Origin of the sequence: Vibrio sp. SBT000027 (assembly GCF_963894355.1) — a bacterium.
Classification (GTDB): domain Bacteria; phylum Pseudomonadota; class Gammaproteobacteria; order Enterobacterales; family Vibrionaceae; genus Vibrio; species Vibrio splendidus.
The window spans coordinates 104,720-130,265 of record NZ_CAWQGD010000001.1 but is presented as its reverse complement, the minus strand read 5'-3'; the positions used below and the strand labels follow the sequence as shown (position 1 = coordinate 130,265).

Below are 25,546 nucleotides of genomic sequence, written 5' to 3'. Positions count from 1 at the left end.
CGCTGTTTAAGCTGTTTAAGCTGTTTAAGCTGTTTAAGCTGTTTAAGTTAATTGAGTTAATTGAGTTAATTAAGTTATTTACGGTGGTTAGATTACAAGTTTAGACTGAATTTTGAAGCATCGAGGACAGCAATTTTTGAAGTCGACACTGGCTGATTAATGAGTGACCCGCTTTGAGGTTTGGGTACAAAGAATTGGCGATCTGAATGACCAGCGTTGATGTGATTCGTTTCTGTTGGTAATTGATAGATAAATTTCGGTTCAAGTGAACCCTTGTGCTATACTCCGCGCCCCAATCCGAATTGGCTTGTTAAATCTTAGGAAATTATTATGAGTGTTAAAAACGAACTTCAACAAATTAACAACCGTCTAGACAAGTGTCGCAACAAGTTAGCGGCTGCTAAAACTCGTAATGATCGTCCTGTTGTTCGTCAATTTGAAGACGAGATTAAGAAGCTAACCAAGAAAATTGCTCAGTTGAAACACAAAGAAAGCTTCGATGTAAATCAAGAGCGTAAGTCTTTGGTTGATATGCCATTTAGCCGTGAGATTACAAAAGCTGAGCAAGCGGATATGGGTAAACTTAAGAAGTCTGTAAAAGGGCTCGTAATTGTTCACCCAATGACGAAGATCGGTAAAGAGCTTCGCATTGAGGTTATGACTGGTTACGCACCGAAAAAATTCTAATTACCAGTGATGGTGATGAAAGAGGAGCTAGTAATAGCTCCTTTTTGCTTTTTTAGGTATTAAAAAAGCAGAGTCAGCGGCAAGGATACTCACGCCGTTATCAACTTTTTGGAGGTGATTGTTGTCACAAATCCTTTTATCTCCTATAAAAGTTAACGTGTCACTAACATGGCACTAAGTGAACGCAGTAATGTGTTCGCTTTTCGAATCTACAATTTCTCTCCAGTTTGTATAAATATAGGTAGAGCAGCACAGATAATTACAGATAAAACTAGACTCATTAAGGAAGATGAGAACGTAAAAAAATAGAGGTTATATGAATCAATTAATTTCAATTGGACCACTAGAATCCTTCCTAATCGCGATTAGTGTTTTGTTTCTAGGTCATTTCGTCAATGCAAAGCTTCCGGTTCTCAAAAAGTACAATATTCCAGAGCCCATTGTCGGCGGCTTGATTGTCGCTTTTGCTATTACAGCCCTGCACTTTAACGGCCTTGATCTTGAGTTTTCCTTGCCCCTGCAGAACACGTTTATGTTGATGTTCTTTGCAACGGTCGGCCTTGCGGCTAACTACACGCAGCTGATAAAAGGTGGTGCTAAGGTATTCCTATTCTTAGGGGTGGCTTCGGTTTACATCATTATCCAAAACGGTGTGGGTGTAACACTTGCGACGGCACTAGGCCTTGAACCCTTAATGGGTTTGATTGCTGGATCTATCACGCTTTCGGGTGGTCACGGCACGGGCGCAGCTTGGTCTCAAACTTTTTCAGACACGTTTGGCATTGCCAATACTCTAGAAATCGCGATGGCTTCAGCGACGTTTGGTTTGATTATCGGTGGTATTATCGGTAGCCCAGTAGCACAAAAGCTGATTGATAAAAACCAGCTTGAATCTGAGTACGGCACTGGCACACAAACCCACGAGCGTTTTCCTGAACTTGTTACTTACAACGAGTATGAAGAAGACAAAGTAACAGCGAAGAAGGTGATTGAAGTATTGTTCATTCTTCTTATCTGTATCTCGGGGGCGAAATACCTAGAAGAGTGGGTGGCGACTTTTGAAATTTCTTGGTTGATGATTCCTGACTTCGTTTACGCGTTGTTTATCGGTGTGTTCATCACTAACGTTTTTGAAGTGACTAAGCTGCATAAAACCGACAGTGAAACGGTCGATATTCTTGGTACGGTGTCATTGTCACTGTTCCTAGCGATGGCGCTAATGAGCCTTAAGCTTTGGAATATCTTTGACCTTGCGATTCCGTTCTTGGTTATCCTTGCGGTTCAGGCTGTGGTGTTGGGTATCTTCTCTTACTTTGTGACGTTCAAAGTAATGGGTTCTAACTACGACGCAGCGGTTATGGCGGGTGGTCACTGTGGTTTCGGCCTAGGTGCAACACCAACAGCGGTAATGAATATGGGTTCTTTGGTGAACCGATTCGGCCCGTCGCCACAAGCCTTCATGGTTGTGCCAATCGTTGGTGCCTTCTTTATCGATATCGTTAACCTGATCATCCTTCAAGGTTACATCTCGTTTATCGGTTAATGTTCGCCTGTGCTTAAATGCGATGAGCTCATCGCACTAAGATGAATACAAGAAAGCCAGTCTGTTGACTGGCTTTTTTGTATTAGCGCCTCTAGAACTTATGCGGGTGAGCTTGCTTGTAGCTCTTTAAGAAGAGGGAATGCGGCTTTTATGTGCTCTCCTGTGACAATGAATCCAACCAACTGGTTATCTTCATTGAAGCCTTTGGCGACAATGCCTTTAGGATCGAATCGAGTTTCCCAGCTCTGAGCAGTGTGAATATCGCGCCCTGCGAGCTGAATAGGATAACTCGGTGTTTTCACCTTGGTGATCATATGAGGCAAGCTGAGCTTTGCTTCGCCCACTTTGATCTCTCCTTTATCCTTAGTCAGCTGCTTCGCCAACACGTTTGCAGACAAAATAGCGGGCTGCAAATAGGCCATCACACGACCTTCAATTTCAGCGCAATCACCAATCGCATACACATTGTTGGCGCTGGTTTGTAAGGTTTCATCGACCACAATTCCTCTGTTTACCTCTAATCCCGCTTGGGTAGCTAAAGCCGTGTTTGGCCTTAATCCTGCTGCAGCAATCACGGTATCTGCTCGTATTAGCCGAGAAGAAGTGGTTTGTAGCCTAACTCCATCGGGCTGGTAAGTCGCTCGACAAATCGCAGAGTCGGTTTCGACGGTAACCCCCGCTTTTGTCAGTTCCCTTTCCAATTCAAGCGAAACGAAAGGTGGCACAAGGCTATTCAACAGATAACTTGCGGGTTCGATAATCGTGACATCTTTGCCCGCAGTTTGAAGATCGAACGCGAGCTCGACCCCAATCAAGCCTCCACCCATTACGGTGATGCGCTGAGCGTCATCGATCTGAGCTTTGTGTTTCTCGAACTCTTCCAAACTATTTAACGTAATGGTCGCGCTGCGTTTAAGTCCTTCCGCTGGTGGTATAAAAGGCGTCGAGCCCGTTGCTAATACCAACTTCGAATAATGGATAGTTTGTCCATCAACACGAACACACTGCTGCTTGGTATCGATTTCGCTGACTAAAGCCTTGGTTTTGACGACTACGTTGTACTGCTCAGCCAATTGTTGAGCGTTATTAACGGCTAAGGCTTGTGGTGTTTGAGCTTGGCTGAATACGTGTGAAAGATTCGGCTTACTGTACTCAACCCCTGCATCTGCCGTGATCATGGTTATCGCGATATCTTGGTCAATTTTACGTACCATCTTTATGGTTTGTAGGGCGGCGAAACCACCACCCACAATCACAATGTTCGACATGTTACTTCTCCACAAATACTTCTTTGCCTAAATGGCATTCTGGGCAAAGGAAGTCATCCGGCACTTGTGCCCAAGGTGTTCCTGGTTCAACGCCTTGGTAGGGTTCACCCAATTGTGGGTCGTACACCCATTCACACACTGTGCAACGCCAGCAAGTGCAGTCTGCAGTGTGTACTGACTTATCTTGAGCTACTTCTGTTTCCTGCTCTGTCGTGTCTTTGAGCTCGGCAGTGGTGTTTGCCGGTGCTGGTGTGGCTTCAAGCGGTGCAACATTGCGTGATACTTGCTTTGGTGCGCTGACTTCGTCTGGGTTCACACGCCAAACCTCGGCCAGTGTCATGCCGTAATCAATACATTGACGAAGTGCGTCTGTATCTGGTTTCCAGTGGATGTGCTGAGGTGCGCTCACCTCGAAGTTGGCTTCACGTAAGCGAGCATCGATGCGTTTTACTGCGCCGCCAGTCCAACCTGAAGATCCAAATGCTGCGGCTCTTTTTCCTGCAAAGCGCAGGCCGTGTATTTCTTCAAGTAGCGCGGCGATTTGCGGCATCATCACGTTGTTCATGGTCGATGAGCCAACAAGCACACCCTTTGAGCGGAAGACATTGGCAAGGATGTCATTCTTGTCGTGCTTAGAAATATTGAACACCTTGATTGCCGTTTCTGGGCTGCCTTTACGGATACCTTTTGCGATTGCGTCAGCCATCATGCGAGTGTTGTTGGACATGGTGTCGTAGACAATCGTGATGCGATCTTCTTTGTAGGCTTTAGACCACTCGTAGTATTGCTCAACAATTTGCGTCGCGTTGTCGCGCCAAATACAGCCATGAGAAGTAGCGATAACATCGATTGGCACGCCTAAACTCAGGACTTCTTCTATCTTCGCTTTCACCAAAGGCGCGAAAGGCGTCAGGATGTTTGAGAAGTAACGCAGACATTGGTCATGCAGCTCTACTTGGTCTAGTTGGTCATTGAATAGGTTCTCGTCGCAGTAGTGTTGGCCGAAAGCATCGTTACTAAACAGGATTTCATCACCGGTTAGGTAAGTCGCCATTGAGTCTGGCCAGTGCAGCATTTTCATCTCTACAAAGATCAGTTGTTTTCCGTTACCGACATCAAGAGTGTCACCGGTTTTGACGGTTCTGAAGTTCCAGTCTGGTTGGTGGTGGTGACCAACGATGGAGTTCACTCCAGCTTCCGTACAGTAAACTGGCGTGTTCGGAATTTTAGCCAGTAGCGCAGAGAGGGCGCCTGAGTGATCTTCTTCTGCATGCTGACAAATGATGTAGTCGATCTCGTTGATGTCGATTTCCATCTCTAGGTTTGCAAGGAATTGTTCAGTAAAGCGATGATCGACAGTATCGACAAGCACTGTCTTCTCTTCACGGATCAGATACGAGTTATAGCTCGTACCTTTGTTCATGTGGTATTCCTTACCGTGGAAGTGCTCGGTTTCCCAATCGTGGACGCCGACCCAATGAACATTTGATTTAACGTGAATAGTCATAATGATAATACCTTATTTAAATATCTAAGGCTCTCATTGCACTAGTTGCGCCATGTTTTTAAGTGTTTGTTTTTATGTAGTTTGTTTGGTTTTTAATCGCCAAGATGTGTCTTTATGACATTGTAATTCGTGTAATCAAAATAGACTCAATGTGTCTTTTTGACTGGGTTGTTGATGGTTGATGGTTAATAGTTGGTAATTGCTTGGATAAATAACAGATACAAAAAAGGCCAGACGAGAGTCTGGCCAAATAAGGCAGTGCGATTTGTTTGTTTTAGCTATTACAGCGTAGTGACTGTTATAGCTTAGTAGCTGTTATAACGTAGTAACCACTTCATCAAGCGCTAGACGCGCTTTTGGTTTACCGTGGTTGTAGTCTTCGCCGTCTTTGTGGTAGCCGATAGCCAGTGCTACATCAACAACGTGACCTTCCAGTTCGTCAGCAAACTCTTCGCCGATCATAGCGGCATCTACGCCTTCCATCGGTGTTGATGCAATACCAAGACGAGCCAGTGTGTGCATTGTATTACCTAGTGCGATGTACACTTGAGACTTAGTCCAGTTACCGTTGAAACCCGTTTCGTCTGTGTTCATTTCTGCGAATGCGTAAGCACCTAAGAATTGCTCGTACATTTCAGCAGGTAGGTGACCAGAACTTACTTCTGTATCAGCACGCTTCGCGAATTTCTCTTTAGTGTATTTAGGATCGTGAGCAAACAGGATCGTGTGTGACGCTTCTTTCGCATGTGGTTGGTTAAACTGGAACATGTTCTCGAAAGTATTGTGGAAACGTTGTTTTGCTGCGTCGCTCTCAATGATGATGAATTTCCAAGGCTGAGAGTTGATAGAAGAAGCTGATAAACGAAGTGCTTCTTTGATTACTTCCATGTCTTCCGCAGAGATGCGTTTGTCGGCATCGTATTTTTTAGCTGTGTAACGAGTGTTTAGATCAGTAATGATTGGATGAGTCATGTTGAATCCTAATATCTATCAATAATAAATGTTGTAGGGTTTTATGTTCGGTAACGTCAACAATAAACGGATAACGCATTTAGGCAGTATCTCTATCAAAATCGTTGCTAGAACCGTCAATTTCTAAAAGACCTAGTGCTTAAATGGCTATCGAACATGTCCCCATAAATCGAGTATCTGCGGTAGCTCAAGTCGATGGGTGTAAGATAATAGAAGAATGGCTTGGGAAAAATAGCGAACACATCAAATCACTATGGTTGGTAATGTCCATAATAATTTAATTAGTGTGATCTGGATGTGTGTTGGTTTTCGACAATCAGCCAGTTAGTACGCTTTTATTCCATATTGGCGTAATAAAGAGGGAAGTACGCTGTCGAGGTTTGGGATATCTTCAGGGTTAAGTTCAATCAAGCTAAAACCGTGCTCTTGGTAAATTTTCTTGGTCGCATTTCGTTTGTCTTCTTCTATAGGGCCTGAATCTGTTCCCCAGAACTGAATGTATACCTTGCCGCTTGGCAGGTAGAAATCGCTCATTACTTCTTTTGAGATCGGCAGCGGACGTTCGTACGCATGAACCACTCCCGCCATATAAAGCCAGTTATCGATGATCAGCTCTCCCTTTGAACGAACATAATGCCCATCTAAGCTTCGGTGCTTCGCTTCAAATTTTTGACGAAAACTGGAAAATGACACATCAGTAGAGTGGCTTTCAGCATCATGCCCTAGGAATTCAACAACAGACTGCTTCAAACGTTTATTGCGAACCAGTGAGTCGTGCCATACCACGAATAAGTTTTGAGTCGCTTTATCTTCTCTTTGTTCACCACCGGCTTTTAAGCCTGTAGAGGTGACATGCCAGCCGTCGTCTTCTTTTGTTATCCAGCCAAGCTCATTGAGCAATAAGTTGATTTTCTTTGCGCTGAGTTGAAAGGCACCGCCGAGCTGAGTGGCGGTCAATGTGTTTCCTGAGAATGAATCCAAATCGATAAGCAGTTTCTCTGGCCAGACAATAAAGACACCGAACTTCTTATGTTCGACATATTCCCCACCAAAGCTTTCTCCTCGCTCTGTAAGAACCCAGCGCTCTTGTGAGCGCACGATATAACCCGCTGTTTTTAGATCGCTAAATAAAGTTTTAGCTTCTATGCCTTTTTGTTTAGCGAGTGCGGATGTGGAAATTTTGTCTGACATAGTCTTTTCTCAAATAGCAGAGTGATCCGCTGATGGGTGTTGGAGAGATACATGATGTGATAGCACTGGTGAATACCATATCACATCTACTAATGCCAACTGCAGCTCACTGGTCTATGTTTTTAGTAGAAAGTCATGTCTGGTTTTGATTTTGTGGGAAATGTGGTTATTTTTGTAATTAAATTACACAATTAGCGATTTTGCTCATCTGGGTGCATATTTTCTATACGTGACACGATGTTCTTTTATACGGTTTATATAGATCTTAGATGCTATATTTTATTAAGTGTGATTTTGATCACTATTTATTTTTAAGTATTACAAAATAAAGTGTGATCTAGATCTTGTGTTAATGATATTTATTCTCATTGATTTGGCTTTGTAATTTAAATTCATGGTGTTTTTGTGATCTAAAGTGCTCTTGTTAACCCTAAAGTGTTTTTCGTGTGTGATGGTTGTCACGAAAGTTGGGCTAAGGTGCATTTTGGAAATGTTGTGATACATTTTAATCGACTTTTGAGTACACACTTTCGGTCATTTGACCAACCAATACATTACGGGGTTCTACCTATGTTATCACCAGAAGCAAAGATTAAGGTTCAAAACTTTGGTCGTTTCTTATCCAATATGGTAATGCCAAACATCGGCGCATTTATTGCGTGGGGTTTCATTACTGCACTATTCATCCCAACCGGTTGGTGGCCTAACGAAACGTTAGCATCAATGGTTGGCCCTATGATTACTTACTTACTGCCACTATTGATTGGTTACACCGGTGGTAAAATGGTTGGTGGTGACCGCGGTGCGGTAGTGGGTGCCATCACGACAATGGGTGTTATCGTTGGTACTGATATCCCAATGTTCATGGGTGCAATGATTGTGGGTCCACTAGGTGGTATCGCAATTAAGAAATTCGATGAAGCTGTTCACGGTAAAGTGAAGAGTGGTTTCGAAATGCTAGTGAACAACTTCTCTGCGGGTATCATCGGCATGATCTGTGCGATCATCGCGTTCATCGTGATTGGTCCTGCGGTTAAGATTCTATCTGGCGGACTTGCTGCTGGCGTAAACGCAATGGTAGAAGCAGGTGCATTACCTCTAGCATCTATTTTTGTTGAACCTGCGAAAATTCTATTCCTAAATAACGCAATCAACCACGGTATCTTCTCTCCACTAGGTATCCAGCAATCCGAAGAGATTGGTCGTTCAATCTTCTTCTTAATCGAAGCAAACCCAGGTCCGGGTCTTGGTCTTCTGCTTGCTTACATGGTGTTTGGTAAAGGTAGCGCGAAGCAGTCTGCTGCTGGTGCATCTATCATCCACTTCCTAGGTGGTATCCACGAAATTTACTTCCCTTACGTTCTAATGAACCCACGTCTAATCCTTGCTGTAATTGCAGGTGGTATGGCGGGTGTATTCACTAACGTAGTGTTCGATTCTGGCCTTATCTCTCCAGCATCACCAGGTTCTATCTTCGCTATCTTGTTGATGACACCTAAAGGCTCTTACATCGGTGTTGTACTTTCTGTAATCGCTGCAACGGCTGTGTCTTTCATCGTAGCTTCAATCCTACTTAAGACTTCAGCTCAAGGTGATGACGAAGACTCACTAGAAAAAGCGTCTGCACAGATGAAAGACATGAAAGCGTCTTCTAAAGGTGCAGCATCAGGCGCTGATGTAAACCTAGCGGATGTTAAAGCTGTTTATGTAGCGTGTGATGCGGGTATGGGTTCAAGTGCAATGGGTGCTGGTCTACTTCGTAAAAAAGTAGCAACAGCTGGCCTAGACATTGAAGTGACCAACTACGCAATCAACAACCTACCGGCTGATTCGCAAATCGTTATTACGCATAAAGACCTAACAGACCGTGCTCGTAGCACTGTGCCAGGTGCGATGCATATGTCTCTAAGCAACTTCCTAGACGGCGGCGTATACGACCAACTAGTTGCTGAGCTTGTCGATGCTCAAAGTGGTGAAGCGAAAGTAGAAGCTCCGGCGCCTGCTGCAGCTGCAGCACAAGAAGGCAACAAGCTTGCACTTACTGACGACAGCATCTTCCTTGGCCTAAAAGCGACTCAGAAAGAAGACGCAATCAAGTTTGCTGGCGAACAATTAGTAAAACTTGGCAACGTATCACCGGAATACGTAGACGGCATGTTTGCTCGTGAAGAGCTTGTGTCTACTTACCTAGGTGAGTCTATCGCTGTGCCACACGGCACAATCGAAGCGAAACAATATGTACAAAAAACCGGCATTGTTTTCTGTCAGTACCCTGAAGGTATTCAGTGGGGCGAAGATGAAGATGATATCGCGAAGATGGTTATCGGTATTGCCGCACAAGGCGATGAGCACAACATGGTGCTGATGGCTATTACCAATTCACTCGATGATGAAGAAGCTGTGGAATGCTTACAGAACACAACAAACCCTGCTGATGTTCTACGTATTCTCAACGGAAACTAAAAAGCTCTAGTCAAGCTCCTGAGTGAAGGAGGCCAGTATCCCCCTACTGGCCTCATTTCGGTCTCAATCTTTCTTACAAGATTCAGTCTGAATAGCTTACTGCTTAATGCCTAGGGCACATCGTCAAGGTATGTTGTTGAGCCGTTAGCTATCTAGATTCAAATATTTATAAGGTCAAAATTATGAAAGCGTTACATTTTGGTGCAGGTAATATCGGTCGTGGTTTCATTGGTAAGCTTCTTTCTGATGCAGGTATGAAGGTTACGTTTGCTGACGTAAATGAAACGGTTGTAAATGCGTTAATTGAACGCCAAGAATACCCAGTTAAGATTGTTGGCGAAGAGTGTGTTGTCGAAATGGTTAAGAACGTGACAGCAGTAAACTCAGCGACAAGCGCTGTAGTAGATTGCATCGCTGAGTCTGATCTTGTGACGACAGCCGTTGGCCCTACTGTTCTTAAAATCATCTCTAAATCTATCGCTCAAGGCATTGAAAAGCGTGCAGCAGCAAACAACACGGCACCAATGAACATTATCGCGGCAGAGAACATGGTTCGCGGTACTAGCCAATTAAAAGCAGCAGTGTTAGAGCACCTTTCTGATGAAATGAAAGCCTTTACTGAAGAGCACATTGGCTTTGTAGATTCAGCGGTCGACCGTATTGTTCCACCGGCAGAAGCGGGCGAAACAGATCCTCTAGCCGTAACCGTTGAAACGTTCAGCGAGTGGATCGTAGATCAAACACAATTTAAGGGTGAGATTCCAAACATCCCAGGTATGGAATGCACTGACAACCTAATGGCTTTCGTTGAGCGTAAATTGTTCACGCTAAATACGGGTCACTTGGTAACGGCATACCTTGGTGTGCTTGCAGGTCACGAGACAATCAAAGACTCTATCGAAGATGACGTAATCCGAGCTGAAGTAACAGCAACGATGGAAGAGAGTGGTGCGGTTCTAATTCAGCGTTACGGCTTTGATCCAGAAGCTCACGCTGCCTACATCCAAAAGATTCTTGGTCGTTTTGCTAACCCGTTCCTACGTGATGAAGTAGACCGTGTTGGCCGTCAGCCAATTCGTAAACTGAGCCCACAAGACCGCCTAGTTAAGCCTTTGAATGGCACATTAGAGTACGGCCTACCGAATGTTCACTTAGTAAAAGCAATCGCAGCTGCGTTCCATTACAAGAATGAAGACGACCCACAAGCGGTTGAACTTCAAGCAATGTTCGCAGAAAAAGGGTTTGCTGAGACATTAGCGCATTATTCTGAGCTGAATAGTGACTCAGAAGTTGTTAAACTAGCGGAAGAAGCTTATCTAGCATTGAAATGATAAACCATCAAAGTGCCACACCAGTGGCACTTTCTTATTGTCGAGCCGTTATGCCAATACAAACTAGCCACGAAACTGAATTACTCGAAGCCCTATCTGAAGCTGAGAGCGCTAGCGCCTGTCTAATGGCGGCTTACGATGCATTGGACGACACGGTAGATGCCGTATTAAAAAACATTTTCAAGAAAGACGACACGGCAATTAAATTTGTTGTTGAACCACTTCTCAACAGTGGCGGTCCGTTGGGCGAGATTATGATCCGCGCTAAGCTGCTATTAGGGCTTGGTGTGATCAGTAAAGAGCTCTACGATGATTTAGAGATTTTCGTTACCTTGAAAGAGTGGGCGAAAATACAGGGTGAAGACACCAGTTTCACAGAAGTCGACGTTATATTTGAGCTCAACAAGGTGCAGGCGATTCAACGCATAATGCCTATCGAATATGACTCGGAGATGGTGGAAACCATGTCGGGCCCAATGCTTCAAATGTTCTTGGGTCGACACAATCAGAAAGTGAAGTCGACGATCGTTTTGGCGATCACTGACATTATCACGACCTTATGCCGAGATAACGCACTGAGTTCTTAGTTCTAGTTTGCAGTTCTGCTTATCTTGTTTCACATCCTACATATCTTGTAGCTGTTCGTTCGTTTCAATCCAAAGCTTAAAATGATGGCGGTTTCTCTCGTTGGGGAAATCGCTTTGTTGTTTTTGTGTCTATCAAAAACTCTCGACACTTTCCCCCGCTTATCAAATACAAAAGTAGCAGGTACAAAAAAAGCCACACTCAGTGGCTTTTTCTATTCAAGACGCTCTTTCTATTAAAAACGCCTTTTTATTCAAGACAATCGATTATAGGTCTTGGATGTTCTCAGCTTCTAGCTCTTGGAAGTAGCGTAGAGTCTTAACTTTTAGCTCTTGTTGAGCTGGCTCATCAGCAACGATGATAGCTTTACGGTGCATCTGTAGAGCGGTAACAGTCCACATGTGGTTTACAGAACCTTCGATAGCCATTTGAAGCGCTTGCGCTTTGTTGTGGCCTAGAGAAAGGATCATTACTTCTTCAGAATCTAGAAGAGTAGCAACACCGATAGTTAGTGCGTATTTAGGAACTTGGTTGATGTCGCCATCGAAGAAACGAGAGTTCGCGATACGAGTGTCTTCAGTCAACGTTTTGATACGAGTGCGTGAAGATAGAGAAGAACCTGGCTCATTGAATGCGATGTGACCGTCGATGCCTACGCCGCCCATGAACAGGTTGATTTTGCCGTATGAACGGATTTTCTCTTCGTATGCTGCACAGTGAGCATCGATGTCTTCAGCTTTTCCGTCTAGCAGGTTGATGTTTTCTGCTTGGATATCAACGTGGTTGAAAAAGTTCTCGTGCATGAATGTGCGGTAAGACTCTGGGTGGTTAGGGTCGATACCAACGTACTCATCCATGTTGAATGTTACAACGTGCTTGAAGCTTACTTCGCCAGCTTTGTGTAGCTCAATTAGCGCAGCGTAAGTAGTTAGAGGTGTGCTACCAGTAGGAAGACCTAGTACAAATGGACGCTCAGCAGTAGGAGCGAATTTGTTGATAGAATCTGCGATGTGACGAGCAGCCCATTTACCTACTTTAGCTTTGTTGCTTAATGGAATAAGTCTCATTGATTTTGCCCCTAGAAATAAAATTTTATAGTGTTCTGAAACATTAATTCGCATTATAAAATAAGTTATTAAATTCCGCTATTGTTTTAGGTCAAGTTTTTGCTTTTTTCGTCGTATCTGTGACTAGAACTCTCAAATTTGCACAATTATTGTATGGATATTTGGTAGCGTTAAACAAGATTAATACGTTTGTCATATATCGTCCGGTGGGTTTGATTCAGGGTCTGAAAGGCCAACAAACTTTGTTGAGTGGATGAGTGGATGAGTGGATGAGTGGATGAGTGGATGAGTGGATGAGTGGTTGGATGGGTGGTCAGGAGTGCAATGGACGTATGATCAAAGAGTGATGCTTATGTGGTACTGCCGTGCAAAAAAGAGGAGAAAAAGTGAGGAAGTATCACCGACAGGCGTGAATGAGCATGGGTATATTTAAGAATAGTGATTATTCAAAGCTATCACTATGAATTTTCTATAAATATTGGTAAAACTGGACAGGTTGGCTAAACTTACTAATTACGAAGAAGATGCGTGTTTGTTTTAAGTTGCCGCTAATATGCTATGAAAAAAGCCCAAAGTGATTAGGTATCACTTTGAGCAGTTTTACTAATCTTCTAACACTAACTCTCTTTCGTATTCTTCCCTAGGCACTTCACCGCGTTTGCAGCCGTTTAGGGTATGAAAGCGACGGCGTCCACGAGCCAGTTGAATGTACTTCAACCAAACACGGTCTAACTTGGACTTAGCCTTATGAGGGTGAGCCAATACTTTGATGAAATGTCTTTCTTCAGCATTGGTCGGTGTTAGTTCACCAGTCTCAAGTGCAAGCATAGTGTCGCCAAACAAGGTTAGGATTTCTTCTTCTGAAAGAGTAAAATCACCTGACTTAGCGAACCCTCGTGGGAATTTAATGGTGTCATAAAAACGTTTTTTTCCGTGTCGGAATTCGGTCTCAGACATATCAGCCTCAGTAATGTGGTTAGATAGAAATTAGTGTTTATTGCTCACGCGAAAATATTGTTAAAAGGCTAAAATAGGAAACAAAACGTTTTTGCCTTTACGATAAACAATCCTAGATCGGCTAGTTAGCAGATTTATTACAGAGATGTATTTTTGATGGATGTGAAAGTATTTAGAACCTTTCTTGAGGTTGCAAGGGTGCGCCACTTTGGGCGCGCAGCTGAAAACTTGTATTTAACACAAGCAGCGGTGAGTGCGCGGATCAAACAGCTTGAAGGCTATTTTGATACTCAGCTCTTCATTCGTGACCGTAATAACATCAAGCTTACCTCTTCCGGTGAGCGTTTGATTGGTTATGCTGAAGTGATGGTATCCACTTTACAACAAGCCAAGTTTGAGCTGTCGTTAGAGAGTGGAAAAGCCTTGCAGTTAACACTAGGTGGCACTCCGAATATTTGGGATGCGTATCTGCAAAACTGTTTAAGCGTAGTGACCGATTCGTTTGGTGGTTATGGCTTTATGGCTGAGGTGATGGGGCGCGAGCAACTGAACCGTAATTTGCTAGAGCGAACCTTAGATATGGCTTTCGCCTTCGATCAAATTAAAGCGGAAGAGCTGAACTGTAAAAAAGTCGCTGATTTGGTTTTGGTGTTGGTATCAACGCAGCAAGATGATCTGGAATCTGTGTTCCAACATAAGTATGTGTATGTCGATTGGGGAACGCGCTTCGGTTCAGAACACGCAGAACGTCACCCTAAAGTTCCAGCTCCGTATTTACGTACCTCTACGGCTCGTATTGCCCTCGATTTCATTTTAGAGAAAGGTGGCAGTGCCTATTTACCTGTTTCTATGGTTGAACCTTTTATCGATTCGGGTCAGCTGCATAAGGTGAAAGGGGTAGAAGATTGGTATCGCCCAATTTATCTCAGCTACCGTAAAAGCAGTACCTCGGTTGATGCGATCATGCAGGTCGAGAAACTGGTTAACGAGATTGATCCATCGACCGCTTATACGTTGCAACAAGCCGCTGAACAAGCACCAGAGTAACGGCATTCGCGGTAAGCAACGGCTTTGTTGATTAGATTCAATAAAAAATGGCTCCTAACTAATTGTATAGTTAGGAGCCATTTTCGTTTTAAACCAGAGATGATCTTCATTGCCAAATCAGAGATAACCCTAACTCGGATAAATCAGTTTAAGCCTGGTATGCGTAACCTTTTTTAAAAGCCCTATCACTTCAAAGCACTATTCTTCGAAAATTCTAGAGATTCATTAGATTCTCAATAGACTCTTCAAGAGAGTGTGACAGGTATGAATGGATTTGATTGCCATCCGTTGCGTCAATCTCAATTTTAGAAATCCCCTTACTCGCTTCGTCTTCAAGAAAGCTGAGAGACTGCTCTACTGATTGACTGGTGAGAACCTGTTGGTTTGATAAAACAATACGACACGTGTGAAGAACCATAGCCTTTTCCTTTTTATATTCGACAGGTCTCTGCATCTTAGTGTGCTAAGTACCTATCGTTGACGTTGTGAGAAGAGTTTCTTCTCAAGGTTAAATTTAGTCGAATTGCGTAAAAAGAAAACCCTTTTTTGTGATTTATCTAACCTTCAGTTCCGAAAGTGGCTAGCGACAATGACAGTTCACGGTAAACTTTTAGGTATCGGAGTAAAAGTTATGGCAAATGGGAAGAGCACAGCATGTCGAGAAATATTCATCACAACAGTACGTTAACGAGTGAGCAGTGCCATTTGGCTCGATATGCGCGAGACGCTCGCTTTGATGGGATGTTTTTTACGGCGGTAAAAACCACCGGAATTTTTTGTCGTCCGATTTGCCCAGCAAGCCCGCCCAAAGAAGAAAATGTCGAGTATTTTTCTCATCAAGCTCAAGCCTTGAAGGCTGGGTATCGCCCATGCTTACGTTGCCGGCCAGACAGCGCACCTTTTTCTCCAGCTTGGAAAGGTGTTGAAACGACTTTCTTGCGTGCTTTACAGTTGATTGATCATGGTGCGCTGAACTCAGGGTCAATCGTCGACCTTGCCACTCGATTAGGTATTTCCGACCGTTATTTACGAACCTTATTCGACAATTACATCGGCGTGTCGCCGAAGCAATATAGCCTTTATAGCCAATTGATGTTTGCCAAACAGTTGCTGCACACCAGTAGCATGAGCATTACCGATGTTGGCTTTGCGAGTGGTTTTAATAGTACGCGTCGTTTCAATGATGCCTTTCTAAAAGAGCTGCAGCTCTCGCCAAGCCAAATCCGACGAACAAAGCTAAGTGAAAACCTGAGCAATCATATTCAGCTAGTCTTTCATGGGCCTTTAGATTGGAACCACTTGTTGGGTTTTTATCGACGAAGAATGATTGAGGGCTTAGAAGACGTTGGCGAAGATTATTACAAACGCACAGTGAATGTTAATGGGTCAAAGGGTTGGTTCAAGGCCACCTTGGCCAAAGAGAACCGCTTAGATATTGAATTTGAGTTGGACGATATAAGCCAGTTAAGAAGCTTGATTGCTAACATTCGACGCATGTTCGACCTTGATGTCGATATTGCCAAGGTCGAGGCCTTCTTTACAACCATTGACCCCAACTTAGTGGCTAAGAGTGGCATCCGCATTCCTGGCGTGTGGAGTGCTTGGGAAGCCGGAGTTAGGGCGATTCTAGGGCAGCAAGTTTCGGTAACCGCGGCGATTGGGCAGCTTAACTTATTGGTGAAAGAGCTTTCTGATGAACATGAGAATGTTTGCTTCCCAACACCGAAACAGATAGCGGAGGCTGATGTCAGCTTCTTAAGAATGCCGGGAAGCCGTAAAGAGACCTTAAAGCGTTTTGCCGAATACATGGTCGACAATGAAGCTGAGCACCCTTCTAAGTGGATTGAGCTAAAGGGCATTGGGCCTTGGACGATTCAATACGCACTGCTTCGTGGGTTAAGCGAACCTAACCACCTGTTGGTTGGTGATTTGGTGGTGAAGAAGTTCATTGAGCATCGACCTGCCATTAATGCAGAGAGCGTTTCGCCTTGGGGAAGTTACGCCACGTTCCATTGTTGGAATCAGTCTTAATAGAAAGAGCACCCACAAACATCTGCAACCCACAAACATATGCAATAGCAGGCTAGGAGATATTATGGCTAACCGATTTACTTATTATGAGAGCCCATTGGGCACCGTGACTTTACAGGCGAACGATGAAGGGCTGCTCGGCCTTTGGTTTGAAACATACACCACCAAGCCAGAACAGTTAGGCGTTCAAGATGATGGCTTTCCGATCTTTGAATTGGTCACCGATCAGCTCAATCGTTATTTTGCTGGTGAATCAATCCAGTTTTCTGTGCCGATCGCCGCAAAAGGCACTCCGTTTCAGCAGTCGGTTTGGCAGGCTCTTACTACCATTCCTTATGGAGAAACATGGAGCTATGCACAATTGGCCGACGCGATTGGTAACCCCAAAGCGGTGCGAGCCGTGGGTTTAGCGAATGGAAAAAATCCGGTGTCAGTGATTGTGCCGTGTCACCGTGTGATTGGTAAAAATGGCAAGCTGACCGGGTATGCGGGTGGTGTAGAACGTAAACAGCGCTTATTGGTGATAGAGGGAAGAGAGCAAGACTAGCAAGCGATTTAGCAATGAGCCTGTCGAGATGCAGACCGAGGATCACGTATCACTCATGGTGAAAACTAGTGGTTCTTAAAATGTGACTTTGCATTAAAATCAACGCTTTCTGGAAAATATCGATTTGGTTGCATATTCTTTGACTATGTTCTCTAGGCAAGGATGCCCAAATGAATAGATTCCCCTTACTTATATCTGGCTGCAGCTCTGTATTATTGCTTACCGGTTGTTTAACTGATACCAGCCGACCTTTCGAGCTTCCACAGCTTGCTCTGTTCAAAGGTATGTATGAGAACGCAGATAATGACAGTTATCTACTTTTTGAATCCGGGCAAGTGACTTATCAAACAGCGGATAAGTCCGTTACTCGAACCTATCGTGTTGATGATGACTTGATCACCATTGAGTTCAATTCTGGAAGCAGTCGAACTGACTCTAGACTAGTGATGCGCATTCAACAACAGGGCGAGATGCTAACTTGCAACCAATGCCCAGCGATACAATTGAGTAACGTCTGGACACTTGTTGAGAAGCCTTTGAAAGACAGTTCGAATTAGAAAAGATCTCCGAATTAGAAAAGATCGCCATTCAGCCATAGGTGAGCGGCGATACTGACGGCATAGCCAATCATGATCACTGGCATCCATTTCAGATGTCCAAAGAAGGTGTATTTTCCATGCGCTGCCCCCATCAATGCCACACCTGCTGCACTGCCTATAGATAACAAGCTACCACCGACACCTGCGGTTAAGGTGATCAGTAGCCAGTTGCCCATCGACATTTGGGGTTCCATGGATAACACGGCAAACATCACCGGAATGTTATCGACAATAGCCGATAAGATCCCCACCATGACGTTGGCCCAAATTGGATCCCATTGGCTATACATCACGCCCGAGGCTAACTCCAAGTATCCAAGTAAACTCAAGCCACCGACACACATTACGACACCGTAGAAGAACAGCAATGTGTCCCATTCGGCATGCGAAACTCTTCGAAATACATCGAATGGTACAACAGACCCCAGTCGTTTCAGGGCGCCTTCATCGTTATTGGCGATCGCCACCGCTTTTTTCTTCGCGAGTGAGTTGGGTAAAGTCTTACGTAAGTAATAACCAAAGAACTGCAGGTAGGCGAGCCCCATCATCATCCCCATCACAGGAGGGAAGTGGAGTACGGCATGGAAAGCAACTGCGGTCGCTATTGTCATGATGAACAAAAATACGATTCGTCTTGCACCACGTTTTAATTCAACGTGTTGATGAACCGTGTCGGGCTGAGTCGTGGGTACAAAATAAGACATGATCAACGCAGGGACGAGGTAATTCATCACCGAAGGGATAAACAAAGGAATGAACTCACTAAAACTCACATAACCAGCCTGCCATACCATGAGCGTTGTGATGTCGCCGAATGGACTGAACGCGCCGCCAGCATTGGCGGCTATCACGATATTCACACAAGCGAGATTAACGAATTTAGGGTTAGAGCCTGCAACCTTGAGAACAACGGCACACATCAATAGAGCTGTCGTAAGGTTGTCGGCAATCGGCGAGATAAAGAAGGCCAGAATACCGGTTATCCAGAACAGAGAGCGGAAATTGAAGCCTTTACCTACCATCCACGCTTGCAGCGCATCAAACAGTCTTCTCTCTTCCATAGCACTAATGTATGTCATGGCGACGAGCAGAAAGAGTAATAGCTCGGCATATTCCAGCAGGTTGTGTTCGAGCGCTTGTTTCGCTACCTCAGTGAGGTTGTGTTCTTGGTAGGTGAAGCCAATGATGATCCAGATCAGGCCCGCAGCAAGTAAAACCGGCTTGGATTTTCGGAGCTTTAGGTATTCTTCCATCATCACAACGATGTAAGCGACAACGAAAATAGTCAGCGATAGGTAGCCAGCAAATGAACTGGTTAGCTTAAGTGGCTCTCCCAACTGAGAAGTGGCAGCGCCTGCTACCGTAGAAAAAAATAATAAAGAGAGAACAGCAGAAAGCTGGATACCTAACATGGATTACGCTCCGAAGTTAATAAGTTATTAACACGGGTAAAAGCGTAGACCTAAATAACCATGTGCAGTGTGATAGATATCTTAATAATTCAATAGATTATATAGAAAACAGTAGATCGGGTGAAAACGTGAGGTCACAGTGAAAGCCGTCGATTATAGGAACCCATCGTTCATAGGAAAACGGTCGATCATCGGCAACTCGTCAATCATAGAGAAATAGAGAAATAGAGATTATAGAGGTTAGGGAAAAAGCCCTACCGGGTTTAGTACCGATAGAGCTTATTCGCCATTGCCAATATTATGCAGCATTGAGATCAAACGTCAGTGTTTGTTCTGCGGCACATACTTCAACAGGCCAGCCGTAGGATTGATATTCCAGCGCAAGTTTGTCCGCTACTGCGCGAGATACCGTTGCAGTGATCCACATGCCTTTGCCCATTACTTGATATTTAAGCGTTCTCATTTCCATCATCATCACCACCGTTCTCCTTCGATATTGGCAGCGCGAAGTCTATAGCACCTCTAAGGGCTGAAATTTCGAATTAAGCTCAAATTCTTTATAAAATGGCTCACGGTTTAGCCATGGTTCAAAACTCGACCAACAATAGGTAAACGATTGCATTTTAGAAGCGTAACCACGATTTAAGCCGCTGTATTATAATCGAATTAAAATTGAACAAAAAAAGCATGTAAGAGATCACTTACATCATTATCAGAGATCAGACTAGGTAAAAACCTGTCATTTGAAACCTTATTTGTGTGGTGATTGTGTGCGTTTTTGGTTGCGCTGTTGAAGCGAATTTTGTTTAGTTTTGTATGTGAAATATTCTAATTATTTTAGCGTATACCTCTGCTTTTAAATCTAAATCACAGTTTTATATGTTGCTGTGGTTCTTTTGTTTAAACCGATACGCTATTTGATTTTGGTCATTAACCTATTGCTCATTAGTTTGCACTATCTATACGTGTTCTGTTCCACATAAACGAGATGTATAGAGGTCCTTATGACTAATCCAACTAAAACCGATCGTAAAGTTACGATCGGCAGCTATATCGCACTCGCATTCGCGATTGTGTTCTTTTCAGGCTTAATGCAGTCCAATGAATGGTATGGAGTGCTCGATTTTACAACGCTCAACGGTTCATTTGGTAAGGTCGCTTACGATGTCAGTGAAACGGCCGATGGTATCCAAGCGGCAACAACGTCACTGCGTGGTAAAGGCGGTAGTGGTGCTCGCGACGGTTTCATTTTTGCTTTGACACTTATTCCGACCGTGATGTTTGCACTGGGTATGATCAACGTACTTGAGCACTACGGTGCACTGGACGCGGCTCGTAAACTACTGACACCTCTGCTTCGCCCTCTAATGGGTATTCCGGGTAACTCAGGCTTGGCACTGATTGCTTCTTTGCAAAGTACCGATGCGGGTGCAGCGATGACGAGGCAGCTGAAAGATGAAGGGCATCTGACTAAGCGTGAAACCGATGTCTTCACCATGTTCCAGTTTACGGCGGGCGCGGCGATCGTTAACTTTTTCTCTTCAGGTGCGGTTCTGTTCACTCTAACGGCGATGGATGGTTCTTTGGCGGTAACATCGTCAATTGGTTTGGCTGTGGCTGTGATGTTCATCTTCAAGTTTGTCGGTGCGAACCTGTTCCGTATTTACCTCAACATTACTGAAGGCAAAGAAGACAAACCAAAATCAGACAAAGAACAAAAACTGGAAGAGGAAGTAGCATAATGAGCGAAGTTAAAGCAAAGAAACCAATGGTTACTGATATTTTCGTTGAAGGTGCTAAGAAAGGCTGGGTTATTGCGACTACCTCTACGGTACCGAATGTTCTGATGGCGTTTGTGATCATCAAGGCATTGCAGATCACCGGTGCGCTGGATTTGATGGGCAGTGTTTTTGCTCCAATCATGGCGGTATTTGGTTTACCTGGTGAAGCGGCAGCAGTATTGATTGGTGCGTGGATGTCGATGGGTGGTGCTGTGGGTGTGGTTATCACGCTGTTTGACCAAGGCATTCTGAACGGCAACCATATCGCTATCTTGGCGCCAGCTATCTACTTGATGGGCTCTCAGGTGCAATACATGGGTCGTATTATGGGACCAATTGGTACTGAAGGTCGTTATATCCCGGTGATGATCGCAATTTCGGTATTGAATGCCTTTGGTGCAATGTTCTTGATGAACATTATTTTGTAACGTGACTTTTAACGGTTAGCTACTTTTAACGGTTAGCTACTATTAACGGTTAGCTGCTATTAACGGTTAGCTGCTAACAGCTTTTAGACGTTACAAAAAAGGAAACCCCGTTTGGCTTTCACCAAACGGGGTCTATTCTTTTCGTAGCCATCCTGCTACTGCGCGTTACTTATCTTTCAATAGGTAACTGGTGCTCCCTGCATCGTTCCTTGACGTGGCTAAATCCTTTAACCTATCCAATTCATCGCCTTCCTAGCGGTGTCCTTGCTAACTCATCATCCTGACAAGCGACTCTATCCTAGAGCAAAACTTCCTTGCTGATAACTCATCCTAAGCCATCAAATCTTCATCCAGAAGATACCTAATCCGTTAGGCTTTTTCCTGTTCCTGCCAACTCCCTGTCGACATGTGTATTAAACACTGCAGAGGCTTTACTCACAATCCACCTCAAGAAATAAATGTACTCACTAGCCGAAAGAAATATGCGTGGATTCATACAAAACAAGGGGTTGGGTTTGTATTTTAGGAATTTTCTGCGAAGCTTGATTGTGATCTCTTACGTTCGGTGTGAGAGATCTCTTACAAGTGCTCGGGCGTGATTATCATTTTATCTTGGCGGTTAATGTCGAAAAGATAGAAAAGAACACTGAGTTAAGACAAAACAATAGGGAAATATGATGGTTACAGCACTTTACGCAGCTCTGCTGACAGTCGTAATGATTTGGTTGGCGATTGAAGTTATTAAGCAAAGACGAATCAATCTTGTTGCTCATGCCGATGGCGGTGTTGAGTCGTTACAGATAGCACGTTCGGCACAAAGTAACGCGATGGATTACATCCCAATCACGGTGATTTTGATGGGGTTGCTAGAGATGAATGGGGCTGGTGTGTGGCTTATTCATGTCATTGGTGTGGCGTTTATTCTGGGGCGAGTGATTCACGCTAAAGGGATCTTAGCGAAGAATTTCAAAGGCAGAAAAGTGGGTATGGTGTTAACGCTTATCTGCATGATCTCCTTGATTGTCCTAAACTTAGCTTACCTACCTTTTGATAAAATGTTCTAGGGAGCATTATGGCATTGCGCCTTCCTCCTGCTTGGGCGATTGTCCTTGCAGGGCTAATACTCAACATCATGGCGATTGTCATGTCGAGCTTGGTGTTGGACAAAATTGAAGCGGAGAAATCGGAATACAACGATCGTAAATACGGCAATGTGTATTCTATACAACTGTCCTGGAATACGATCGAAACCTTAGAGCGTAAGCGTGAAGCGATTCTGATTCACCTTGATAAGCTATCCCCAGAAATCGCTCAACCTGCCACTGTTCTTGATGAAGCGCTTCGCGGACAACTTCGAAGCTGGGTGAGTGACGAGGTGCCGGCCATCTCGTTGGCTAACTTACCTAAGCTTATGATGCTGATAAACAATGCCCAAGAAGCGCAACGATCACGTATTGATGACTACTATTTGGATAATCTGACCTTGGTTGAGTTGATCCAAAGGCTTGATGAGAAAATGGCTTTCTATAAGAACATCGCCCTGTTTCTTCAGGTGTTTGGTTTAGCGCTTATCTTAGCTCGCGATCTAGCAAGAAGACCTTAGTCTTTAACCTTATTGACCTATTTACTTGTACCGCTAACGAGACTCACTTGGCAGGTTGGGGTGCTGCTGGCCTTGGTATTTTGGTAGCTGTTCTTTCAGCCCCTTAAACGTGCTCAGCGCACTGCCTATCGATAACTTATTCATCAACCAATTGGGCAAAATACCCCCTGCGTTCGCATATGCGGTGTAGGTGATGTAAGTATTGCCATTAGTGAGCGGTTGCAGCGTCCAAAGTGCGTCCACATCGTAAATTCGAATATACCCCGACTCTTTCGCCAAATAGTTAGAGGCATCTTTAATCGACAAGACAAACTGCTCATCCTCAATGCTGTATTTTGAGTAGGTCACCATATCGCGATCTCTAGCAGGCCAAGGCGCTTTGAATTGGGTATAGACGATGTTTTCTGCCTCAGATATCTGCATCAAGACACGGCTTTGCGACACATTGTCTATCCAGTTTGGCACGTTCTCGCTGTCTTCCAGCAACAGTAAAAAACCGGAATAAGTGGTGGGCGTTTGCATTTGTGCTCGTATCTCTACTAAGCCTTCACTGTGAGGTCTCTTATCAATGATGATGCCGTCTTCACTTTTGACGAACTGCCATGGGTTGGCATAAGTCAGTGTTGATAAGGCGCAGAGCCCAAGTGCAAAAATCCTAGGTAATATCATTATTCTTCCATAAAAAGAAAAGCTTATCTTCTAGGAGTATAGAATAGAAATGGGTTTGATTCGTGCTAAAGGCTGACGGGTTTTCCCTGATTTGAGCTGCGCATCGCTATTTATTGTGGTGATGCCAATAGCTGGAGGCTTATTAAGATTTGGAACGTCGAAATGAAAACGGAAGCGTTCGGTCGCTTCCATTTTTATTAATGGGCAATGGATAAAGGTTAAAGTTACTAGGCTAAAACTTGTAGGTTAAAGCTTATAGACTAAAGCTTATAGGCTTCTACGGTTTTGATTGTCGTCCAGTTGCTGTTGGCGTCTTGGATGAACTCTTGCGTATCTTCCAACCATCGTTTTTGTACAGATTTGTCTAAGTTCAGATACAGCTTTCCATCTTCGACTTTCCATGCGTTAGGGTCGGTCTCAAATTTCTTACCCATAGCCACACCAAAGGCACAATAGCCACCGTATTGAGGCGCATAAGCTTCAGGATTGGTGCGGAACTGATCTCGGTTGTCACTGTTTGCGAACTGATAAATAGCGTTCTTATAAGTAGCAGTGAATTCTGATGAACCTTGAACGGCACCAGCATCAGTAAAGTAAGCCACTGGGTCATAGCCTTTGATCGCGATGTCATTGCTATCAACGCTCATGTCGATGTCTGCTGCCATCAGTGAAAAGCTGGTTCCTAGTAACGCGGCCAATAGAGTGATTTTTTGACTGGTCGATTTCATGTGTGACATATCAAGTTCCTTGTCAGTGTTGGTTATCTTGTTTGAAATAATTTAGCCCACTCGTCCGGTCTATAGAGGGACAAAAGAACTTAAAAGTAAGCGAATCGTTCGGAGGATGCATGGATCTGCTTTCACAACTAATGGAACACTTCTCAATACGTACCGGTGTTTTCTATTCTGGCAATTTGTGCGGAGTGTCGTCATTTAAGCCGCAACAGGGTAAAGAAGGGCATCTTCATGTATTGAGCGCGGGTGAGTTGACCTTGTCTAGTGCGCACACGGAGTACAGGCAACTGTCACAGCCCTGCATTGTTTACCTTCCAAATAGCACACCACATGTGATTGAAGGTGTGGGAGACGGTGCTGAGGTCGTGTGTGCGAATGTCGAATATCGTTCAGGGCAGATGAATCCTTTATTGTCTGCTCTGCCTGACGTGATAGTGATTCCGTTTTCGGATGCACCTAACTTAATGCCAGTGATAGAGGTGCTGTTTCGAGAGTCGGGGCAAGCATCTTCAGGACAACAATCGTCAGGGCAACAATATCTAATGGATAAGTTGAGTGACGCCTTGATGGCTTTGATTTTTCGTCATCTCATTGAACAGCAGCAAATTGATCAAGGGGTATTCTCAGCCCTAGCACATCCACGATTGGCTTCGGTGGTTACGGCCGTTCACCTACTGCCTGCTCGTCATTTTTCGATTGCGGAAATGGCGTCACTGGCCGCGATGTCTCGAACTCAGTTTATTGAAGCGTTCAAACGAGAAGTCGGTGAGACGCCCGGAGATTATGTGCAAAAGTGGCGAGTCTCAGTGGCTCAATCCCTGTTATTGCAAAATAAGCCCATCAACTGGGTCGCTGATGAAGTGGGTTACAGCAGCTATTCGGGATTTTCACGCGCTTTTCAGCATGTTGCTGGGGTGTCACCGCGCCTTTGGCTAAAGCAAAATGTATCGTGAAACGCTCGGCAACCTTACCCAAGATATGGCTATTCGCATCGGGCTGGTCTATGTTTTAGCGGAAATTGTGCAGAGTTTGTTCTTTTCTCAAAAGAGGGTCTAAAAAGGTGGACTTTTTAAGCTTGTCGTAACATCCTGCTCGTCCTATTTTATCTAGACACCAATGAGACG

General features: G+C 44.3%; 25 protein-coding genes. 14 read left to right on the top strand and 11 right to left on the bottom strand.

The window, feature by feature from the left end; translation table 11 throughout:
- Nucleotides 1-330 precede the first annotated feature (330 nt).
- Together AACU28_RS00565 and gltS are read left to right on the top strand one after the other, a co-directional pair.
- The gene (locus AACU28_RS00565; RefSeq protein WP_004732722.1) at nt 331-687 is read left to right on the top strand and encodes a YibL family ribosome-associated protein; all 357 of its coding nucleotides are present in this window, start codon (nt 331-333) and stop codon (nt 685-687) included.
- Between the two features lie 316 nt (nt 688-1,003).
- Nucleotides 1,004-2,230: a sodium/glutamate symporter gene (gene gltS / locus AACU28_RS00560; RefSeq protein WP_004732723.1), complete on the top strand. Its 1,227-nt coding sequence runs from the start codon at nt 1,004-1,006 to the stop codon at nt 2,228-2,230.
- A gap of 98 nt (nt 2,231-2,328) precedes the next feature.
- Here the strand turns inward: gltS and norW are convergent, their stop codons facing one another.
- The 4 genes from norW to AACU28_RS00540 form a co-directional block, all read right to left on the bottom strand.
- Nucleotides 2,329-3,498, bottom strand: coding sequence for an NADH:flavorubredoxin reductase NorW (gene norW / locus AACU28_RS00555; RefSeq protein ID WP_121602093.1), 1,170 nt, complete (start codon nt 3,496-3,498; stop codon nt 2,329-2,331).
- Nucleotide 3,499: 1 nt separating this feature from the next.
- Entirely contained in the window at nt 3,500-5,005 is a 1,506-nt protein-coding gene (gene norV, locus AACU28_RS00550; RefSeq protein WP_102504372.1) for an anaerobic nitric oxide reductase flavorubredoxin, read from the bottom strand.
- A gap of 315 nt (nt 5,006-5,320) precedes the next feature.
- Entirely contained in the window at nt 5,321-5,977 is a 657-nt protein-coding gene (locus AACU28_RS00545) for an NAD(P)H-dependent oxidoreductase (RefSeq protein WP_004732726.1), read from the bottom strand.
- A gap of 324 nt (nt 5,978-6,301) precedes the next feature.
- Nucleotides 6,302-7,168: a hypothetical protein gene (locus tag AACU28_RS00540; RefSeq protein WP_017077056.1), complete on the bottom strand. Its 867-nt coding sequence runs from the start codon at nt 7,166-7,168 to the stop codon at nt 6,302-6,304.
- Nucleotides 7,169-7,738: 570 nt separating this feature from the next.
- On the opposite strand from AACU28_RS00540, the gene AACU28_RS00535 reads away from it, so the two are divergent.
- The 3 genes from AACU28_RS00535 (at nt 7,739) to AACU28_RS00525 (ending at nt 11,549) form a co-directional block, all read left to right on the top strand.
- Nucleotides 7,739-9,631: a PTS mannitol transporter subunit IICBA gene (locus AACU28_RS00535; protein WP_102454051.1), complete on the top strand. Its 1,893-nt coding sequence runs from the start codon at nt 7,739-7,741 to the stop codon at nt 9,629-9,631.
- A 182-nt stretch (nt 9,632-9,813) separates the two neighbouring features.
- Nucleotides 9,814-10,962, top strand: coding sequence for a mannitol-1-phosphate 5-dehydrogenase (locus AACU28_RS00530; RefSeq protein WP_121602092.1), 1,149 nt, complete (start codon nt 9,814-9,816; stop codon nt 10,960-10,962).
- Nucleotides 10,963-11,012: 50 nt separating this feature from the next.
- Nucleotides 11,013-11,549, top strand: a complete 537-nt coding sequence (locus tag AACU28_RS00525) for an MltR family transcriptional regulator (RefSeq protein WP_193835446.1) — start codon at nt 11,013-11,015, stop codon at nt 11,547-11,549.
- 264 nt (nt 11,550-11,813) lie between these two features.
- On the opposite strand, the gene nagB is transcribed toward AACU28_RS00525, so the two are convergent.
- Together nagB and AACU28_RS00515 are read right to left on the bottom strand one after the other, a co-directional pair.
- Entirely contained in the window at nt 11,814-12,614 is an 801-nt protein-coding gene (nagB, locus tag AACU28_RS00520; RefSeq protein WP_004732731.1) for a glucosamine-6-phosphate deaminase, read from the bottom strand.
- A gap of 603 nt (nt 12,615-13,217) precedes the next feature.
- Entirely contained in the window at nt 13,218-13,571 is a 354-nt protein-coding gene (locus AACU28_RS00515; RefSeq protein WP_009846107.1) for a DUF413 domain-containing protein, read from the bottom strand.
- Between the two features lie 156 nt (nt 13,572-13,727).
- Between AACU28_RS00515 and AACU28_RS00510 the strand changes: the two genes are divergently transcribed.
- The gene (locus AACU28_RS00510) at nt 13,728-14,618 is read left to right on the top strand and encodes a LysR family transcriptional regulator (protein WP_004732733.1); all 891 of its coding nucleotides are present in this window, start codon (nt 13,728-13,730) and stop codon (nt 14,616-14,618) included.
- Between the two features lie 214 nt (nt 14,619-14,832).
- Here the strand turns inward: AACU28_RS00510 and AACU28_RS00505 are convergent, their stop codons facing one another.
- A complete protein-coding gene (locus AACU28_RS00505; RefSeq protein ID WP_004732734.1) occupies nt 14,833-15,036 on the bottom strand; it encodes a hypothetical protein in 204 nt (67 codons plus the stop codon).
- Between the two features lie 236 nt (nt 15,037-15,272).
- Here AACU28_RS00505 and AACU28_RS00500 point away from each other — a divergent pair, with 236 nt between their 5' ends.
- From AACU28_RS00500 to AACU28_RS00490, 3 genes are all read left to right on the top strand, one after another.
- A complete protein-coding gene (locus AACU28_RS00500; RefSeq protein WP_121602091.1) occupies nt 15,273-16,649 on the top strand; it encodes an AlkA N-terminal domain-containing protein in 1,377 nt (458 codons plus the stop codon).
- Nucleotides 16,650-16,713: 64 nt separating this feature from the next.
- On the top strand, nt 16,714-17,196 hold the full coding sequence (locus AACU28_RS00495; protein ID WP_102489209.1) for a methylated-DNA--[protein]-cysteine S-methyltransferase: 483 nt from the start codon (nt 16,714-16,716) through the stop codon (nt 17,194-17,196).
- Nucleotides 17,197-17,366: 170 nt separating this feature from the next.
- A complete protein-coding gene (locus tag AACU28_RS00490) occupies nt 17,367-17,753 on the top strand; it encodes a hypothetical protein (protein ID WP_102489210.1) in 387 nt (128 codons plus the stop codon).
- Between the two features lie 14 nt (nt 17,754-17,767).
- On the opposite strand, the gene nhaD is transcribed toward AACU28_RS00490, so the two are convergent.
- Together nhaD and AACU28_RS00480 are read right to left on the bottom strand one after the other, a co-directional pair.
- Complete coding sequence (gene nhaD, locus AACU28_RS00485; RefSeq protein WP_017085016.1) at nt 17,768-19,207, bottom strand: sodium:proton antiporter NhaD; 1,440 nt, start codon at nt 19,205-19,207, stop codon at nt 17,768-17,770.
- A gap of 298 nt (nt 19,208-19,505) precedes the next feature.
- Nucleotides 19,506-19,682: a hypothetical protein gene (locus tag AACU28_RS00480; RefSeq protein ID WP_004732739.1), complete on the bottom strand. Its 177-nt coding sequence runs from the start codon at nt 19,680-19,682 to the stop codon at nt 19,506-19,508.
- 529 nt (nt 19,683-20,211) lie between these two features.
- Between AACU28_RS00480 and AACU28_RS00475 the strand changes: the two genes are divergently transcribed.
- From AACU28_RS00475 to AACU28_RS00460, 4 genes are all read left to right on the top strand, one after another.
- A complete protein-coding gene (locus AACU28_RS00475) occupies nt 20,212-20,949 on the top strand; it encodes a nucleoside recognition domain-containing protein (RefSeq protein ID WP_017082976.1) in 738 nt (245 codons plus the stop codon).
- Nucleotides 20,949-21,416 carry a YjiG family protein gene (locus AACU28_RS00470; RefSeq protein WP_004737023.1) on the top strand — a complete coding sequence of 156 codons (468 nt, stop codon included), beginning with the start codon at nt 20,949-20,951 and terminating at the stop codon, nt 21,414-21,416. Before AACU28_RS00475 ends, AACU28_RS00470 begins: the two co-directional genes overlap by 1 nt.
- A gap of 677 nt (nt 21,417-22,093) precedes the next feature.
- On the top strand, nt 22,094-22,480 hold the full coding sequence (locus AACU28_RS00465; RefSeq protein ID WP_004732742.1) for an MAPEG family protein: 387 nt from the start codon (nt 22,094-22,096) through the stop codon (nt 22,478-22,480).
- Nucleotides 22,481-22,488: 8 nt separating this feature from the next.
- Nucleotides 22,489-23,019: a hypothetical protein gene (locus AACU28_RS00460; RefSeq protein ID WP_017085018.1), complete on the top strand. Its 531-nt coding sequence runs from the start codon at nt 22,489-22,491 to the stop codon at nt 23,017-23,019.
- Between the two features lie 33 nt (nt 23,020-23,052).
- Here the strand turns inward: AACU28_RS00460 and AACU28_RS00455 are convergent, their stop codons facing one another.
- A complete protein-coding gene (locus AACU28_RS00455; RefSeq protein WP_102489212.1) occupies nt 23,053-23,688 on the bottom strand; it encodes an START domain-containing protein in 636 nt (211 codons plus the stop codon).
- A 260-nt stretch (nt 23,689-23,948) separates the two neighbouring features.
- Nucleotides 23,949-24,425, bottom strand: a complete 477-nt coding sequence (locus AACU28_RS00450; RefSeq protein WP_017077045.1) for a YHS domain-containing (seleno)protein — start codon at nt 24,423-24,425, stop codon at nt 23,949-23,951.
- 110 nt (nt 24,426-24,535) lie between these two features.
- Here AACU28_RS00450 and AACU28_RS00445 point away from each other — a divergent pair, with 110 nt between their 5' ends.
- Nucleotides 24,536-25,375 carry an AraC family transcriptional regulator gene (locus AACU28_RS00445; RefSeq protein WP_102489213.1) on the top strand — a complete coding sequence of 280 codons (840 nt, stop codon included), beginning with the start codon at nt 24,536-24,538 and terminating at the stop codon, nt 25,373-25,375.
- Nucleotides 25,376-25,546 lie beyond the last annotated feature (171 nt).